The organism is Pseudoduganella sp., assembly GCF_041914865.1.
In the GTDB taxonomy this organism is placed as follows: domain Bacteria; phylum Pseudomonadota; class Gammaproteobacteria; order Burkholderiales; family Burkholderiaceae_D; genus Rugamonas.
Map to the genome: position 1 here is coordinate 49,768 of NZ_JAYSCO010000014.1, position 16,294 is coordinate 66,061.

The 16,294-nt window shown below is 65.1% G+C and carries 15 protein-coding genes; 5 read left to right on the forward strand and 10 right to left on the reverse strand.

Annotated features, from left to right (window positions below; translation table 11 throughout):
- Positions 1–68: 68 nt before the first annotated feature.
- From ACE3TQ_RS09250 to ompR, 3 genes are all read right to left on the reverse strand, one after another.
- Positions 69–1,037, reverse strand: a complete 969-nt coding sequence (locus ACE3TQ_RS09250; protein WP_374581814.1) for a cysteine synthase A — start codon at positions 1,035–1,037, stop codon at positions 69–71.
- A 192-nt stretch (positions 1,038–1,229) separates the two neighbouring features.
- Positions 1,230–2,576, reverse strand: a complete 1,347-nt coding sequence (locus tag ACE3TQ_RS09255) for an ATP-binding protein (protein ID WP_374581815.1) — start codon at positions 2,574–2,576, stop codon at positions 1,230–1,232.
- A gap of 13 nt (positions 2,577–2,589) precedes the next feature.
- The gene (gene ompR / locus ACE3TQ_RS09260) at positions 2,590–3,354 is read right to left on the reverse strand and encodes a two-component system response regulator OmpR (RefSeq protein ID WP_374581816.1); all 765 of its coding nucleotides are present in this window, start codon (positions 3,352–3,354) and stop codon (positions 2,590–2,592) included.
- A 185-nt stretch (positions 3,355–3,539) separates the two neighbouring features.
- Here ompR and ACE3TQ_RS09265 point away from each other — a divergent pair, with 185 nt between their 5' ends.
- From ACE3TQ_RS09265 to ACE3TQ_RS09275, 3 genes are all read left to right on the forward strand, one after another.
- Positions 3,540–3,887 (forward strand): hypothetical protein, encoded by a 348-nt coding sequence (locus ACE3TQ_RS09265; protein WP_374581817.1) that lies wholly within the window; start codon positions 3,540–3,542, stop codon positions 3,885–3,887.
- Positions 3,888–4,024: 137 nt separating this feature from the next.
- Positions 4,025–5,917 carry a flagellar assembly protein A gene (locus tag ACE3TQ_RS09270; protein WP_374581818.1) on the forward strand — a complete coding sequence of 631 codons (1,893 nt, stop codon included), beginning with the start codon at positions 4,025–4,027 and terminating at the stop codon, positions 5,915–5,917.
- 37 nt (positions 5,918–5,954) lie between these two features.
- Positions 5,955–7,817 (forward strand): flagellar assembly protein A, encoded by a 1,863-nt coding sequence (locus tag ACE3TQ_RS09275; RefSeq protein WP_374581819.1) that lies wholly within the window; start codon positions 5,955–5,957, stop codon positions 7,815–7,817.
- 94 nt (positions 7,818–7,911) lie between these two features.
- Here the strand turns inward: ACE3TQ_RS09275 and ACE3TQ_RS09280 are convergent, their stop codons facing one another.
- Positions 7,912–8,946 (reverse strand): HDOD domain-containing protein, encoded by a 1,035-nt coding sequence (locus ACE3TQ_RS09280; RefSeq protein WP_374581821.1) that lies wholly within the window; start codon positions 8,944–8,946, stop codon positions 7,912–7,914.
- 148 nt (positions 8,947–9,094) lie between these two features.
- Between ACE3TQ_RS09280 and ACE3TQ_RS09285 the strand changes: the two genes are divergently transcribed.
- Positions 9,095–9,565, forward strand: coding sequence for a chemotaxis protein CheW (locus tag ACE3TQ_RS09285; protein ID WP_374581823.1), 471 nt, complete (start codon positions 9,095–9,097; stop codon positions 9,563–9,565).
- Here the strand turns inward: ACE3TQ_RS09285 and ACE3TQ_RS09290 are convergent.
- From ACE3TQ_RS09290 to ACE3TQ_RS09305, 4 genes are all read right to left on the reverse strand, one after another.
- Positions 9,535–11,508, reverse strand: coding sequence for an ATP-binding cassette domain-containing protein (locus tag ACE3TQ_RS09290; protein WP_374581824.1), 1,974 nt, complete (start codon positions 11,506–11,508; stop codon positions 9,535–9,537). The two genes, ACE3TQ_RS09285 and ACE3TQ_RS09290, sit on opposite strands and share 31 nt — an antisense overlap.
- Before the next feature lie 116 nt (positions 11,509–11,624).
- The gene (gene prmB, locus ACE3TQ_RS09295; protein WP_374581826.1) at positions 11,625–12,515 is read right to left on the reverse strand and encodes a 50S ribosomal protein L3 N(5)-glutamine methyltransferase; all 891 of its coding nucleotides are present in this window, start codon (positions 12,513–12,515) and stop codon (positions 11,625–11,627) included.
- A 10-nt stretch (positions 12,516–12,525) separates the two neighbouring features.
- Positions 12,526–13,659: a succinyl-diaminopimelate desuccinylase gene (gene dapE / locus ACE3TQ_RS09300; RefSeq protein WP_374581827.1), complete on the reverse strand. Its 1,134-nt coding sequence runs from the start codon at positions 13,657–13,659 to the stop codon at positions 12,526–12,528.
- Complete coding sequence (locus tag ACE3TQ_RS09305; protein WP_374581828.1) at positions 13,656–14,009, reverse strand: ArsC family reductase; 354 nt, start codon at positions 14,007–14,009, stop codon at positions 13,656–13,658. Before ACE3TQ_RS09305 ends, dapE begins: the two co-directional genes overlap by 4 nt.
- A 194-nt stretch (positions 14,010–14,203) precedes the next feature.
- Between ACE3TQ_RS09305 and ACE3TQ_RS09310 the strand changes: the two genes are divergently transcribed.
- Positions 14,204–15,334, forward strand: coding sequence for a M10 family metallopeptidase (locus ACE3TQ_RS09310; RefSeq protein WP_374581829.1), 1,131 nt, complete (start codon positions 14,204–14,206; stop codon positions 15,332–15,334).
- A 6-nt stretch (positions 15,335–15,340) separates the two neighbouring features.
- Here ACE3TQ_RS09310 and ACE3TQ_RS09315 read toward each other — a convergent pair whose 3' ends face one another.
- Together ACE3TQ_RS09315 and ACE3TQ_RS09320 are read right to left on the reverse strand one after the other, a co-directional pair.
- Positions 15,341–15,793 (reverse strand): acyl-CoA thioesterase, encoded by a 453-nt coding sequence (locus tag ACE3TQ_RS09315; RefSeq protein WP_374581830.1) that lies wholly within the window; start codon positions 15,791–15,793, stop codon positions 15,341–15,343.
- Positions 15,790–16,293, reverse strand: a complete 504-nt coding sequence (locus tag ACE3TQ_RS09320; RefSeq protein ID WP_374581831.1) for a hypothetical protein — start codon at positions 16,291–16,293, stop codon at positions 15,790–15,792. The genes ACE3TQ_RS09315 and ACE3TQ_RS09320 overlap by 4 nt, the downstream gene beginning before the upstream one ends.
- Position 16,294 lies beyond the last annotated feature (1 nt).

Sequence of the window (16,294 nt, forward strand, 5' to 3'; positions counted from 1 at the left end):
GAAGTTTGGACACCGTTTTGCGGCCTCCATATTCCCACGACGAACGGCGATGCGCCAGATCGACACGATTACAAAAGATTTTTTTGCGCCAGCCATTCCTGGTTGAACAGCCGCGTTGCGTAGGTGGCGCCGCGGTCGCACAGCAGGGTGACGATGGTGTGGCCGGGGCCCATCTGGCGCGCCAGGGCTTCGGCCGCCGCCACGTTGATGCCGCTGGAGCCGCCCACGTACAGGCCTTCCTCGCGCAGCAGGCGGTGCACCATCTGCACGCAGGTGCGGTCGTCGATGCGGATGGCGTCGTCGATCGGCGTGCCGTGCAGGTTGGCGGTGACGCGGCTGTTGCCGATGCCCTCGGAAATCGAGCTGCCTTCGATTTTCAGTTCGCCGCGCTTGACCCAGTTGTAGAGCGCGCTGCCGTGCGGGTCGGCCAGGATGATGCGGATGGCGGGATTTTGTTCCTTCAGGTAACGCGCGACCCCGGCCAGGGTGCCGCCGGTGCCGGTGGCGCAGGTGAAGGCGTCGATGCGGCCCGCCGTGTCGTGCCAGATTTCGGGGCCGGTGGTGGCGTAGTGGGTCTGGCGGTTGGCCAGGTTGTCGAATTGCTGGGCCCAGATGGCGTCGGGCAATTCCTGCGCCAGGCGGGCGGCGACTTTCTGGTAGTTGTTGTCGTCGGCATAGGGCACGGCCGGTACCAGGCGCAGCTCGGCGCCCAGCGTGCGCAGGATGGCGAACTTCTCTTCCGATTGCGTTTCGGGGATGACGATCACGCACTTGTAGCCGCGTGCGGCGCACAGGTGGGCCAGGCCGATGCCGGTGTTGCCGGCCGTGCCTTCGACTACGGTGCCGCCGGGTTTCAGGCGGCCGCTGAGTTCGGCTTCCTGCAGGATAGCGAGGGCGGCGCGGTCTTTTACCGAGCCGCCGGGATTCATGAACTCGGCTTTGGCCAATATTTCACAGCCGGTCTCGGCCGAAAGGCGGGCGAGACGGATCAGGGGCGTGTTGCCGATGGCGCCGGCGAAACCGTTTTTGGTGCGCATGGGTTTACTGTAGTCCAAAACCCGGTAAAGCGGGGTCTGACCCACAGGGTCAGACCCCCAACGGTTTTGCGGTTCCTGGTGTAAGGGGGCGCGGTGTTGACCTTCTGCGAAGATCAAAGACGCCCAACCCCAGCCGATAGCCGCCGAACAGACGGGGTCTGACCCTGCGGGTCAGACCCCGGTTTACCGGGTTTAAAGCGCGCGCAAAGTAATAGTGAACTTCAACCCGCCGCCCTCGCGATTGGCCACCTCCAGCTGCGCATCATGCCGCGACAGCACCCGGTCCACGATCGCCAGCCCGAGGCCCGCACCGTTGGCCTGGCCGCGCGCCGTATCCAGCCGCGTAAATGGTTTCAGCAGCTGTGCAATCTGGGTATCCGGCACGCCCACGCCATGGTCCTGCACCTCGACCACCACGCGCTTGGCCGTATGCATGCCGCGCACGGTGCATTTGATATCGATCTCCGCCACATCCTTGCCCGGCGTCTTGCCGTAGCGCCGCGCATTCTCGACCAGGTTGGCGATCACGCGTTTCAGGTCGGTGGCATTACCGAGCACCTGCGCCTGCTCCGGCAGCTCAGCCGTAATACGCACATCGGCCTGCCGTCCCACCTCATGCGCGCACTCGGCCAGCAGGGCCGCCATGTCCACATTGATAAAGGACGAAGCCTCGGTCGGTTTCGCGTAATCGAGGAACTGCGCAATGATGGCATCCATCTGCGCAATATCGGACTGCATGCCTTCGCGCGCTTCGTTGGACAGGTTGGCCATCTCCACTTCCAGCTGCATGCGCGCCAGCGGCGTGCGCAAGTCGTGCGAAATGCCGGCCAGGATCACGGCGCGGTCGGATTCGACCTGCTGCAAATCGTCCACCATCTGGTTGAAGCTGCGGTTGGCCTGGCGCACTTCGAGTGGGCCGACCTCGGGCAGCGGCTCCGGATGGCGGCCCTGCGCCACTTCGCGCGCGGCGGCGGTCAGGCGTTTCAGCGGCAGGTTGATCAGGCCGGAAATCAATGCGGCACCCAGCAGTGACACCACCGAGACCACGCCGGCCCAGCCCAGCCATTCGACCGACTCCTGCAGGCGCTCGCGCTCCAGCATCAGCCAGTAGCGGTCGTCGGCAATCTTGAAGCTGACCCAGTAGCCCGGCACGCCGTTCACCTCGGACGAAAAACGGGTGTCGGCGCCCAGCTTGGCGCGCACCTGGGCCTGGATGTCGTTCATCAGGGCGCCGCCCGGTGGCGGTTCGACCTGGTCTTCATCCTCCATGGTGAAGACGCGGATGCCTTCGTTGGACACCAGCTCGAACAGCAGTTCGCGCCGCAGATCGGGCGCGGAGTGGGTGAGGGCGGTGCGGGTGATGGTGACGATGGACACCACCTGGGCCGCAGTCTGCTGCGCCAGCGGCTCGCGCTGGACGTAGTTGATCATGCCGTACCAGGCCGACATGGACAGCGTGGTCAGCACGCTCAGCAATAAAAAGGTGCGCCAGAACAGGCCGCTGGATAGCGACCCCAGGCGCGGCAGGCGGAGTTTCATTGCAGCGGCAGGATCAGCGCGGCTGGCCCTCTGGGATGAAGACGTAGCCCAGGCCCCACACGGTCTGGATGTACAGCGGGCTGGACGGGTCCGGCTCGATCAGCTTGCGCAGGCGCGAAATCTGCACGTCCAGGCTGCGGTCGAACACTTCGTACTCGCGGCCGCGCGCCAGTTCCATCAGCTTCTCGCGCGACAGCGGCTGGCGCGCATGGCGCGCAAACACTTTCAGCACCGAGAATTCGCCGGTGGTCAGGGGCACGGTTTCGCCGTTTTTCTTCAGCGTGCGCGTGCCCAGGTCGAGCACGAACTGGCCAAATTCGAAGGTTTGCGGATGCTCCGACGGCGCGCCCGGGATTTCGTCGGGCTGCTTGCGGCGTAGCACGGCGCCGATACGGGCCACCAGCTCGCGCGGGTTGAACGGCTTGGGCAGGTAGTCGTCGGCGCCCATTTCCAGGCCCACGATGCGGTCCACGTCCTCGCCCTTGGCCGTCAGCATGATGATCGGGGTCTGGTCGCCGGCGCCGCGCAGGCGGCGGCAGATCGACAGGCCGTCTTCGCCGGGCAGCATCAGGTCCAGCACCAGCAGGTCGTAGCGCTCGCGCAGCCACAGCTTGTTCATGGCGGTGGCGTTTTCGGCGGTGACGACGTTAAACCCTTGCTCGGTCAGGTAGCGGCGCAACAGGTCGCGCAGGCGGACGTCGTCGTCCACCACCATGATCTTGGCCTGGTGGCCGGTCTGGCCGCCGGTGGCGGCTGTAGGGGGAGTGGTGGTATTCATAGGCTTTGTTGATCTTGTTGAATTGTCAGATGCATGTCGCTATGGTAACGTCATAATCGTTGCCGGGGCCACCCCGGAGAAAACTCATTACAAATTCTTACAAACTTTACCCCGACGCTCTTACTATAGGAAGTCGGAGCGCATACACTGCGGGCATGGATACGGCAAGTACGACGAGGACGGCAATGAAATTCGGTGCGAAATCAGGTTTGGGCAAAGCGGCGACAGCGCTCTGTGCTGGCCTGTGCTGCACCCTGATGGCCAGCGCCCAGGCGCAGTCGGACCAGCAGAATAGCCCGCAACCGCGCAAGGAAGGCCGCCGCGATTTCCGCGACAGCCGCTGGGGCGACGCGCGCGATCCCCGTTCCTTCGAAGCGCGCGCCGAAGAACAGCGCCGCATGATGGAAGAAAACAATAACAGCGCCGAAGCGTCGCGCCGCATGGGCCGCATGACGGCCGACGAGCGCCGCGACCTGCGCCGCCAGATTAACGAAGCGGGCCAACAAGTCTATTCCCTGCCGCCCAAGCGCTGAGAATGTGACATTTACGTAACGCCACGTAAGCAATTGGCCTTTTAATCCTCCGATTTTTGATGTTTTGCGTGTAATATTGATTGCCCGCAAGACATCGCGCCCCGGCGCGCCCAAAAATAGGGCACTGGAGGAGAGCTTTGTCCCAAACCGCACAACAGCAGGATCATCCCGGCACATTGCCGGAAGGCGTGGTCGCCCGGCCCGATGGGGTCTTCCTCGACCTGCGCCGGCTTGCGCCTGAGCTGGTGGGGGCGGTCGACAGCCTGTTCCGCAGCGGCTACCTGCTGCGCGGGCTCGATTATCCTGTGCTGGCGCGCGCACTGTACGGCGTGGGCCCGGAGCTGGCCCCGAATGCCGAATTGCTGGCGCGCCTGGCCGACAAGCTGGAACCGTTCCCGGCCCAGCGCAAGCCGCTCTACCGCAACGTCAAGGTGCGCGACGGCGAAGCCGAATACTTCTTTGAACCGATTTACCTGCCGGCCGAGGAGCTGCCGGACGGCACCCTGCTGCCGGAGCGGCCGGCCCAGCTCGACTTTGACGAGTTCGTGGCCGATATGTGGCTGAAAAACGTGCGTTTCGGCATCGACGTGGCCGCCGTGCGCGCCGCGCTGGCGGCGCCCAAAGGCGAGCGGGTCACCGCGGCGCGCGACCTGGAGCCGACCCCGGCGCAGGATGCGCAAGTGGTGGAAGTGGCGTCCGAGCTGCACCGCAGCGACGCCCCGCGCCAGCGCGCCGACGGCACGGTCGACCTGACCAGCTTCCAGAACCGTTTCCCGCAGATCAAGCAGGGCATGCGCATGCTGCAGAAGCTGCCCGGCAAGCCGGGCGAGCCGGGCCGCACCATCGGCGGCCAGCCGATGCCGGCGCTGCAGCCGGCCGACGTCGATTTGCAGCGCTTCGCCGGCGAGGGCACCCTGATCACGCGCGATGCTGAGGGCGAGTTCCTGGTGGCGGCGCGCGAGGGCTTCCTCAATGTCGATCCGAAAAGCGGCAAGGTGGCGCTGAGCGACAAGATCATCAGCCGCGACGGCGTATCGGGCCGCACCACCGGCAACCTGGAATTGATGGGCGCGTTCGAGGAATTCGGCGATGTGCAGGAACTGCGCGACGTGAACGGCAGCGACATCACCGTGCACGGCGACGTGTTCGGCAATATCCACTCCAGCGGCGGCACCATTGTGCTGGGCCGCAACCTGGTGGGCGGCAAGGCCATCAATGCCAAGGGCGATATCCGGGTCGACGGCGTGGCCTCCGGCGCCACCATCCAGACCGCCAGCGGCACCATCACCATCAAGGGCCGCGCCGAAAGCTGCGTGATCAGCGCCCCCAAGGTGGTGATCGCCGAGGCCTCCAACTGCGAAATCTTTGCCGACGAAGTGGAAGTCGAGCTGGCCATCGGCTGCGCGGTGGCCGGCCGCAGCGTCAAGGTGGAAAGCGCCGGTCCGCGCAAGAACAGCGAAATGTTCGTCTACGTGGTGGTAAAGGATGTGGCCGGCCATAATGCCGAGCTGGAGGCGCTGCAGAAGCAGACCGCCGGGCAGGAAGCCGATATCGCGCTGTGGCGCGCCGAACACGACCGCCTGAATGCCCTGGCGGAAGTGCGCAGCTACCTGACCCTGGCGGAAAAGCTGCGCAAAGGCGAGATCCAGCTGACCCCGGCGCAAGTGCCGAACCTGAAAAAAGTGGCCGCCGCGGTGGCGCCGCAGATCAAGATGATCGGCCAGCTGCTGCAGTCGATCCGCAATACCGAAGAGGCGATGGCCGGCGCGCGCGCCCGGCGCGACGAGCTGGAAGCGCTGAAGCGCGACGCGGCGGCCCGCTCCTCGGTGCGGGTGATGATGGTCGACGGCGAAGTGCTGGTGCGCACCTTGCCGCTGGGCGAAGCCACGGCGGCCAACTTCATGGCGCAGCCCAAGGATTACAAGGCCATGCTGCGCGGCCCACGGCTGGACAGCCTGACCATTTTCAGCGGTTCGAGCGGGACGGTGTCCTGGCACGGCGCCGCGCCGGTTGAGGCGGTCCCGGGCTAGCCGTACAATGGGCCAGGATAATCTCCCGGGAGATCACGTGCCTGCAGATGCTGCTGCGGCCACCACGGTGGCCGGCGATCTGCCATCGGCCCTGGTGCAGCGCGCCGATGGCGTCTATTTCAAGGCGGAAGTCGCTCCCGCCTTGCTGCAGGCTGCCGCCAACCAGGTGTTCCTTTCCGGCGCTTACTTCCGCGGCATTGATTACGGCGTCTTCATCCGCGCCCTGTATGGCGCCGGTCCCGAGCTGCCGGAAGGCATGAAAAGCCAGCCGCTGTGGCGCTTTGCCGATGAAATCGTGCCATTCCCCGGCGTCCGCCGCGAGCTCTACAAATCGGTGCGCATCGTGGGCGGCGAGGCGGAGTACTATTTCGAGCCGGTCTTCATCGAGATCGAAGGCAGCGCACCCGTTCCGGCCCAGCTGGATTTCGGCGAGTTCGTGGCCGACATGTGGACCAAGGGCATACGCTTCGGCATCGACGCCCCCGTGGTGCGCGAGACCATCGCCAGCGGCCGGGTGGCGCGCGTGATCGTGGCGCGCAAGCTGCCGCCGGTGCCGGGGCGCGACGCGGCGATCGTCGAAGTATCGGAAAGCATCCACCGCTCCAATGCGCCGCGCCTGCTGGCAAATGGCCGCTTCGACCTGCACACCTTCCAGAACCGCTTCCCGCAGGTGAAAGCCCAGGTGCGCCTGCTGCGCAAGGAGCCGGCGGTGCCGGGCACGCGCGGCTTTGAGCTATCCGGCATCGTGCTCGATCCGCCCGCGCCGCGCGACCTGGAGCTGACCAGCGTCGCCGGCGAAGGCACGCTGGTACTGCATATCAACGACGCCGATTACCTGGTGTCGTCGGTGGAAGGCTTCATCAACGTCGACAGCAAGAGCAAGCGCATCTCCATCGGCCCCAAGATCGTCAGCCGCGAAGGCGTCTCGGTGCGCACCACCGGCAACCTGCAGCTGGACGGCGACTACGAGGAATTCGGCGAAGTGCAGGAACAGCGCGTGGTCGAGGGCGGCAACATCACCGTGCACGGCGACGTGTTCGGCAAAATCAGCTCGCGCGGCGGCACCATCGCCTTGCAGAAAAACCTGATGGGGGGCAGCGCCACCAATGCCGAGGGCAATATCCGCGTCGCCGGCGTCGCCAGCGGCGCCGTGCTGCATGCGAAGAAGGGCGATGTCGTGCTGGGCAAGGCGCAGAACTGCGTCATCACCGCCACCCGCGTCATCATCACCGAAGCCCTCAACTGCGAAATTATGGCCGACGAAGTGCTGATCAAGCTGGCCGCCGGCTGCGCCATCGCCGCACGCCGCATCGAGATCGACGCCGCCGGCCCGCGCAAGCAAGCCGAGATGCAGCTGCACGTGATGGTGCCCGACACCACCAAGTACGACGAAAAGCTGGCCGAATGCGCCGCCCGCGCCGCGCGCCACGAACAGCAGGCCGCGCGCTGCAAGGAGCAGATGGACGGCATCATGGCCGAGCAGGAGCTGCGCAACTACATGCAGCTGGCCAGCAAAGTGCGCAAGCAGGAAGTGACGCTGAACCAGGAGCAGCTGGTGCTGTTCCAGAAGATGGCGCTGAAGGCCGGCCCCTCACTGAAGATGGTGGCGCGGCTGCAGGTAGAAATGAAAGAAGCCCAGGCCGCGCAGCAGAAAGAGCAGGAACTGGGCGAGCACGTCTACAAGCAGAAGCTGATGGTGGTTGGCGGTTCGCGCTGCACGGTGCGCCAGGTTTTCGGCGACACCACGGTGCGCAAGATGATCTTCAACCCCGACCTCGGCCCCGCCTATTGGCTGCCGCCGAAAGAAGTCAAAGCCCGCCTGCGCAGCGCCCTCGGCAGCGAGCAGCCCCTGTTCGCCGCCGCCAGCGGCGAGTTCGACTGGAGCGCCAGCGCCGCCTGAAAAAATGGGGAGGTAAAAAAAATGGGGACGTACCCCATTTTTCGCGTAGCGAAAAATAGGGTACGTCCCCATTTTTTTTACCTCCCCATTTTTTTCAGGCTAATGCCGCGTAGCAAGGCATGGCGCCTAGCGGCAGCCCGTGAAACAGGTTGTTTTCGGAGTCGTTCAGCTTGCCATGCGCGGCCAGCAGGCGGATTTTGGAGAGGTAGTCTCCCAATGCCAGCACGCGCGCCATCGGCGACAGGGCGCCGCCTTTGCGGACTTCGCCTTGCTCGCGGATCGCTTGCGTGATCGCGGGCGGGAAGCGCCAGGCTTCTGAAATGCCGGCGGAGATGGCGCGCGCTTCCTGCATCAGGCGGGCGCGGAACATGGCGGAACCGAGCTCGCCGGGCGTGTTGCTGGCGCTGTCCATCACACGCAGGGCGGTCAGCAGGCCGGCGTTCAGTACCAGCCCGGCGAGGAAGGCTTCGAATGGGTCGACGCCGAATTCCGGCGCCAGCATGCGGCAGGCAACGGCGCTCTTTTCCGATTGGTCCCAGATGCGTGGCGCCATCAGCTTGGTGTGGTAGCCGGAATTGAGGTCGATGATGGGGCGGAAGGCGACCGTGGTGATCAGCTGGCGCAGGCCTTCCTGGCCGATCACGATCACCGCGTGTTCGACGCTGTTGATGGTGGTGGCTTCGCCGCTGTTCTGGATGGCGGCGTTGGCCAGGCGCAGCACGGAGCCGACCAGGACCAGGTCGTTCGAGATCTTGCGCGCGATGTCTGCGCCGGCGAAGTTTTCGCTGCGCAGGCTTTGCAGCAGCTGCGGGATCACGCCCGGCATGCGGCGCAGCATGTCGGCGGCGTTGTGGCCGGACTTGGCGGCCATGATCAGTTCATGCAGCACGCGGCCTTCGGGCGCCGTGGTATCGAGCGCGTCGCCGGCGGGCAGGGCGAACAGCCAGCGCTGGAAGGCGGAGTTGACCAGGTCCTTCTGCTCGAAATCGGGGCCGCCTTCGAGGGCGGGCGACAGGATGGGGGCGGGCGGCGCTGCGGGTTCCCGGGCTGCGGGCTGCGGTGGACTGGGCGCGTCCGGCGGCGGGACGCTGTCAGGTTTGGCGAGCAGTCGCTTCAGCCATTGATACATGGGGTGTTTTCCCTGGCAATTGTTATGAAAGCATTGTAGCCCACGCGGCAACCTTTGAGGATGCTCAAACTGCTTGCTGTTGCGTAACGGTACGATGGAATAGCGTATCGGCGTTACTGCCGGAGTTAGCCGGAATCAGAGGAGCATTATGGAAGCCGACCTGCGACAGTACCTGACCTTCCGCCTGGGCGGCCTGGAATATGCGCTGGATTACCGCCGCGTGCAGGAGTTGCGCCCGTTGAGCGCGCTCGAACGGGTGGCATCCGGCGGCGAGATTGTGGAGGGCGTGGCGTTGTCGCGCGGCGTGATCATGCCTATCGTGGACATGCGGGTGGCGTTCGGCCCACGTCCGCCGGCGCACGACCCGCGCACGGACGTGATCATCCTGCAGCTTTCAACCTGCATCATGGGCATGGTGACGGACGGCGTGACCGACCTGATCACGCTGCCGGCATCCGCCATCCACCCCCTGCCGCATGTGGGCGAGGAGGTGGATTACCTGCTGGGCATGGGCCAGCTGGGCGAGCGGCGCCTGATTGTGCTCGATATCGACCGCCTGATGGCGGTGCGCACTGCGATGCGTCCGCGTCAGGCGGCCAGCGCTTCCAGCTGCTCCTGAAGCTCCAGCCACTCGCCTTCCAGCTGCTCCAGCTCTTTCGTGCATTCGACCTGGTCGGCCAGCAGGGTTTTCAGCTTGGGCTTGTTGTCCGCTTCGTAGATGGCGGGATCGGCCAGGGCGGCGTCGATCGTGGCTTTCTGTTCGCTGCGCTGGGCCATGGCGGCTTCCACCTTCTTCAGGCGGTTTTCGAGCGGCTTGCGCTGGGCCGACAGGCGCTGGCGCTGCTCCGCTTCCAGGCGCTTCTGCTCCTTGCGGTCGGCGGCGGACATTGGCGCTTCGTCGGCAGCCGCCGCGGCGCTTGCGCCGGCGGCGCTGGCGGGTACCGGCGCGGCGGCGGCAGGCTTGGCCAGCTTGGTCTGCAGCAGCCAGTCCTTGTATTCATCCAGGTCGCCATCGAATGGGCGCAGGCGGCCGTTCTCGACGATGATGAACTCCTCGGTGGTGGCGCGCAGCAGGTGGCGGTCGTGGGACACCACCAGCAGCGTGCCCTCGAACTGCGCCAGGGCGTCGGTCAGCGCTTCGCGCGTTTCCAGGTCCAGGTGGTTGGTCGGTTCGTCCAGCAGCAGCAGGTTGGGGCGCTGCCACACGATCAGGGCCAGCGCCAGGCGCGCCTTCTCGCCGCCGGAGAACGGGGCGATCTTGCTGGTCACCATATCGCCCGGGAAGTTGAAGCTGCCCAGGAAGTTGCGCAGCTCCTGCTCGCGCACGGTCGGCGCCATTTTCTGCAGGTGCCACAGCGGCGATTCGTCGTGGCGCAGCATCTCCACCTGGTGCTGGGCGAAGTAGCCGATCACCAGGCCTTTGCCGGTGGTGGCGGTGCCGGTCAGCGGGTCGATGTCGCCGGCGATGGTCTTGATCAGCGTCGACTTGCCGGCGCCGTTCACGCCCAGCAGGCCGATACGCTGGCCCTGCACCAGCGAGAAGGTCACGCCGCGCACGATGGTCTTGTCGCCTTGCTCGGTGTGGTAGCCGCAGTTGACGTCTTCCATCACCAGCAGCGGGTTGGGGGCGCTGACCGGGTCGCGGAATTCGAAGCTGAATTCGGCGGCAGCGCGCAGCGGGGCCAGTTCTTCCATCTTGGCCAGCTGTTTCATGCGCGACTGCGCCTGGCGCGCCTTGGTGGCCTTGGCCTTGAAGCGGTCGATGAACGATTGCAGGTGGGCGCGGGCGCGCTGCTGCTTCTCGATGGCGGAGGCCTGCAGCACCAGCTGCGCGGCGCGCTGGCGCTCGAAGCTGGAGTAGTTGCCGGAGTAGCGCTTCAGCTTGCGCTCGTCGATGTGCACGATCACGTTCACGATCTCGTCGAGGAAATCGCGGTCGTGGGAAATGATGATCAGGGTGCCGGGGTAGCGCTTCAGCCAGTCTTCCAGCCAGATGATCGCGTCCAGGTCCAGGTGGTTGGTCGGTTCGTCCAGCAGCAGCAGGTCGGAAGGGCACATCAGGGCCTGCGCCAGGTTCAGGCGCATACGCCAGCCGCCGGAGAAGCTGGCCACCGGCTGCTGCATCTGGTCGAGCGAGAAACCAAGGCCCAGCAGTAGCTGTTCGGCGCGCGACTGCACGGTGTAGGCGTCGGCGTCGGCCAGGGCGCTGTGGATGTGGGCGATCGCGATGCCGTGCTCCTGCGAATCGGGCAGGGCTTCCAGGCGCGCCAGCTCGTCCTGCAGCTGGCGCAGGTTGACGTCGCCGTCGATGGCGTAGTCGATGGCGGTGCGCGGCAGGGCAGGGGTTTCCTGTGCCACGTAGGCCATGCGCCAGCTCTTAGGGAAGTCGATGTCGCCCAGGTCCGGGTGCAGCTCGTTGCGCAGCATGGCGAACAGGCTGGATTTGCCGGCGCCATTGGCGCCGATCAGGCCGATCTTGTCGCCTGGGTTCAGGGTCAGGTCGGCGTTTTCCAGCAGCGGCTTCAGGCCGCGCATCAGGCTGACGTTGGTGAGGCGGATCATTTTATTGTCGTTTCGTTTTGACCCGGTAAACCAGGGTCAGACCCAAGGGTCAGACCCCGTGTTTGCCGTGGCACAGGTTGGGTCAGACCCTTGGGTCTGACCCAGGTTTCCCGGGTTTAGATTTTCAGTTGGTCAGCAGTGAGCAGGAACACCATATCATCGCCCTGGCTGGTGGTCAGCCAGGTCAGGCCCAGGTGGCCGAAGGCCGCTTCCGCAAACTCCTTCTCGTTACCGATCTCCACGATCAGCAGGCCGTCATCGGTCAAGCGCTCAGCCGCGCCCTCGATGATCTTGCGCACCAGGTCCATGCCGTCGGCGCCGCCGTCCAGCGCGATCTGCGGCTCATGCAGGTATTCCTGCGGCAGCTTGGCCATCGACGACGAATTCACGTACGGCGGGTTGGTGATGATCAGGTCGTACTTCTTGCCCGCCGGGACATTGGCGTACAGGTCCGACTGGATCAGGTTCACGCGCTCATTCAGCTTGTACGTGTCGACGTTCTTGCGCGCCACTTCCAGCGCGTCGCCGGAAATATCGACTGCATCGACTTCCGCCTCCGGGAAGGCGTCGGCCATCATGATCGCCAGGCAGCCGGAACCGGTGCACAGTTCCAGGATGTTGGACACGCCCTCCGGCTCGTTCACCCACGGCGCGAAGTAGTTCGGGATCAGTTCCGCGATGAAGGAGCGCGGCACGATGGTGCGCTCGTCCACGTAGAAGTTGTAGGTGCCCAGCCAGGCCTCATTGGTAATGTAGGCGGCCGGCACGCGCTCGTTGGCGCGGCGGTCGATCACAGCCAGCACTTCGGCCACTTCCTCCGGCTGCAGGCGCGCGTCCATGAACGGCTCCAGGCGGTCCAGCGGCAGGGCCAGGGTGTGCAGGGTCAGGTAGGCCGCTTCGTCGTAAGCCTCGGCGCTGCCATGGCCGAAGAACAGCTTGGCCTTGTTGAAACGGGTGACGGCGTGGCGGATCAGGTCGCGCGGGGTCGTGTACAGGGTGGTATCCATAGTGTTCTTCTCAGGCCAGGAGGTTTTCCAGGGTGCGGCGGTAAATGTTCTTCAGCGGATCGATGAAACGCACTTCGATGTGCTCGTCGATCTTGTGGATGCTGGCATTCGGGGGGCCAAATTCTATCACCTGGGGGCAGATCTGGGCGATGAAGCGCCCGTCGGAGGTGCCGCCGGTGGTGGACAGTTCGGTCTCGACGCCGGTTTCTTCCTTGATGGCGCGGCACAGCGCATCGGACAGCGTGCCGCGCGGGGTCAGGAAGGGCTGGCCGGACAGGGTCCAGTCGATGTGGTAGTCCAGGCCGTGCTTGTCGAGGATGGCGTGCACGCGCTCGCGCAGACCTTCGTGCGTGGAGGCGGTCGAGAAGCGGAAATTGAAGTCGATATGCAGCTCGCCCGGGATCACGTTGTTGGCGCCGGTGCCGGCCTTGATGTTCGACATTTGCCAGGAGGTCGGCAGGTAGTACTCATTGCCGTGGTCCCACACTTCCGCGACCAGGTCGGCCAGCGCCCGCGCGGCCAGGTGGATCGGGTTCTTCGCCAGCTGCGGGTAGGCGATATGGCCCTGCACGCCCTTGATGGTCAGGATGCCGGACAGCGAACCGCGGCGGCCATTCTTGATCATGTCGCCCAGGGTCTGGTCCGAGGTCGGTTCGCCGACGATGCAGTAGTCGATGGTTTCGCCGCGCTCGCGCAGCTTCTCCACCACCTTCACCGTGCCGTCCACCGCCGGGCCTTCCTCGTCGGAGGTGATGAGGAAGGCGATCGAACCCTTATGGTCCGGATGCGCGGCCAGGAATTCCTCGCACGCCACCACCATGGCGGCGATCGAGGTTTTCATATCGGCCGCGCCACGGCCATACAGCTTGCCGTCGCGGTGGGTCGGGTAGAAGGGCTCGGACGACCATTTTTCCAGCGGGCCGGTCGGCACCACGTCGGTATGGCCGGCAAACACCAGCACCGGGTTCTCGGTGCCCTTGCGCGCCCACAGGTTGGTCACTTCGCCGGAGATGATGGTCTCGCAGCGGAAGCCAAGCGGCTCGAGCCAGGACTTCAGGTGGTCCTGGCAGCCTTTATCGTCCGGCGTGACGGACTCGCGCCCGAGCAGCTTCTCGGTCAGGTCGAGGGTACGGGAAGCGCTCATGCTGCGAAGATTTCCTGGTACATGGCAGCGTTGAAGCCGACGTGCGCTTGCGGGCCGGCGCCGACCAGCACCGGGCGCTTGATCACGGACGGGTTTTCCAGCATCAGGGCCACGGCGGCATCGGCGCTGGTGACGGCGGCTTTGCGCTCGTCGGGCAGGGCGCGCCAGGTGGTGCCTTTTTTATTGACCAGCACTTCCCAATCCAGGGTTTTCAGCCAGGTGCGCACGGTGGCTTCGTCCAGGCCCTGTTTCTTGAAGTCGTGGAAGGTGAAGTCGTGCTGCTGGTCCGCCAGCCACACGCGGGCTTTCTTGACGGTGTCGCAGTTGGGGATGCCGTAGAGAGTAATCATTCAGTAAATATTGTTGTGCGGGGGAGGCCTGGCGGCCGAAGGACGACATTATATCCCGCAGCGGCGGTGCTTTCCTGGCAATTGCCATTTCAACCCGGAGTGCACACTGACCTTCGCACAGTTGAATTTCTGTTGACGCATGGAAACAATCGCGGAATACTGGGCTTTCGTTCTACAAGCTTCGTGAGTGAGCCATGGCAACCGTTACCCAAGTCCGCAGCACCACGCCGTCCGGCCTGAATTACATCGACTCCCTGCTGGGCAACCTGCCCAACTGGAATTACCAGACTTCCGGCGGCAACACCCTGTACTACACCTTCTCCGTTACCAGCGGCGTGGAGACGGGCAACAGCGCGATCCTGAGCGCGCCCAAGGCGTTCTCGGTGGCGCAGCAGGCGGCAACGCGCGAAGCCATGGCCTATGCCGCCAAGCTGACCGGCATTAACTTCGTGGAAACCAGCAATGGCAGCGCGGCGCAGGTGCACTTCGCCAACGCCAATATCAGCGGCAGCAACACCACCGGCCTGGCCAGCTCGAAATACAGCTACTCCTATATGAGCGATGGCACCGTGACCAAGTTCGCGGCGCAGTCCTATGTCTACCTGGACAACGCGGAATGGGCCAGCAAGAACGCCAACCTGGCCAAGGGCACCCAGGGTTACGAGACGCTGCTGCATGAAATCGGCCACATGCTGGGCCTGAAGCACTCCTTCGAGGGCACGACCAAGCTGCCGACGGCGCAGGACAATACCAACTTCACGCTGATGTCCTACACCCATGCCGGCGGCTTCCACTCCACCTTCAGCGAGTTCGATGTGGCCGCACTGAAATGGCTGTACGGCGGCGACGGCCTGGCCGGCGCACTGGGCGTGAATTCGACCACGGGCGGCCGCTACTTCGCCGGAACCAGCGCGGCCAACACCCTGACCGGGACTGCCGCCAACGACAAGCTGGAAGGCGGCCTTGGCAACGACGTGCTGAATGGCGGCGCCGGCACCGATATCGCGGTCTTCAACGGCGCCAGCACGGCCTTCAGCGTGGTGCGCACCGGCACCAGCAGCTGGCAGGTATCGGGCCTGGAAGGTGTGGATTTGCTGAGCAATATCGAGGTGCTGCAGTTCACGGACCGCAGCATCGCGCTGACCGCCAATGCAACGCTGGCCACTGCCACCAGCGCGGCCACCGCCACCACCGCGAACGCGGCCGGCACCACGGCATCGGGTACGATCCTCTCCAAGATGGTTGAATCGATGCCGGACGACCTGGTGCAACTGGTCGGCCAGCGCAGCCACCTGATGCACGACATGGACCATGCACTGATTTAAGCGCTTTCAGCCCCGGCTGAAGGCGGGCAGGTAAATCTCCGCAAACTCGGGCGGCAGGCGTTTCGGCCGCCCGCTCGACAGTTCAATACACACCAGGTCCCAGCGCGCGCGCAGCACCGTCGCGTTGTCGCGCTGGCGCACCAGCTGGAAGCAGCGCTGCATCGACAACGCGCTATCCCCCGGCAGCAGCCACGTCCCCAGCAACAGCTCCTCACCCGCATTGGTCGCGTAGATGTAATCGAATTCGCTGCGGCGGATCGCCATGCCGCGATCGAGGCGCTTGTAGTCGGCCAGCGTCAGCCCAAGCGCATTTGAATGCGCCCAGCCGGCTTCCTCGCACCAGCGCACATAGACGGCGTTGTTGGTGTGGTCCAGGCCGTCGATATCGGCTGCCTGCGGCGCAACCGGCAGGATGAAGGGCTGCGGGCGGTCCCAGGTGACGCCGGGGAGGGCGCTCATGCGGCTTTCCGGGAGCGCATGGCGAAGGCGATGCAGATGCGCGGCAAGTGGTAGAACAGTGCGCCGGCGGCGGCGAAGACGCAGGCCGCGATTATCGGCAGGATCGGGCCGAACACGAAACACATGCCGGCGACAAAACCCAGCACGCATTCGGCGCGATAGATGGGGTAGGCCAGCGCGATCAGCGGCAGCGCCATCACCATATATCCCGGCACTTCGGGCCAACTGCTGCGGAAGAAGGCCGACAGCACAACGCCGAACAGCAGGGCCAGCGCAAAGCCGGCCAGCAGCGTGCGCGGTGCGGCGCCGCGGCGGCGCTCCATGCGGCCACCCAGGAACCAGGCCAGGGCGGGCAGTGTCAGCAGGCCCCACCAGTTGGAGACGGCGGGCAGGTCGTCGCGCGCCAGCAGGTGGTGGCTGACTACGCCGCCGTTGAAATACTCCCAGGTGATCGTTGCCGCAATCAGCAGCGCGGCGCCAGCCGCCAGCACAGTGCGCATG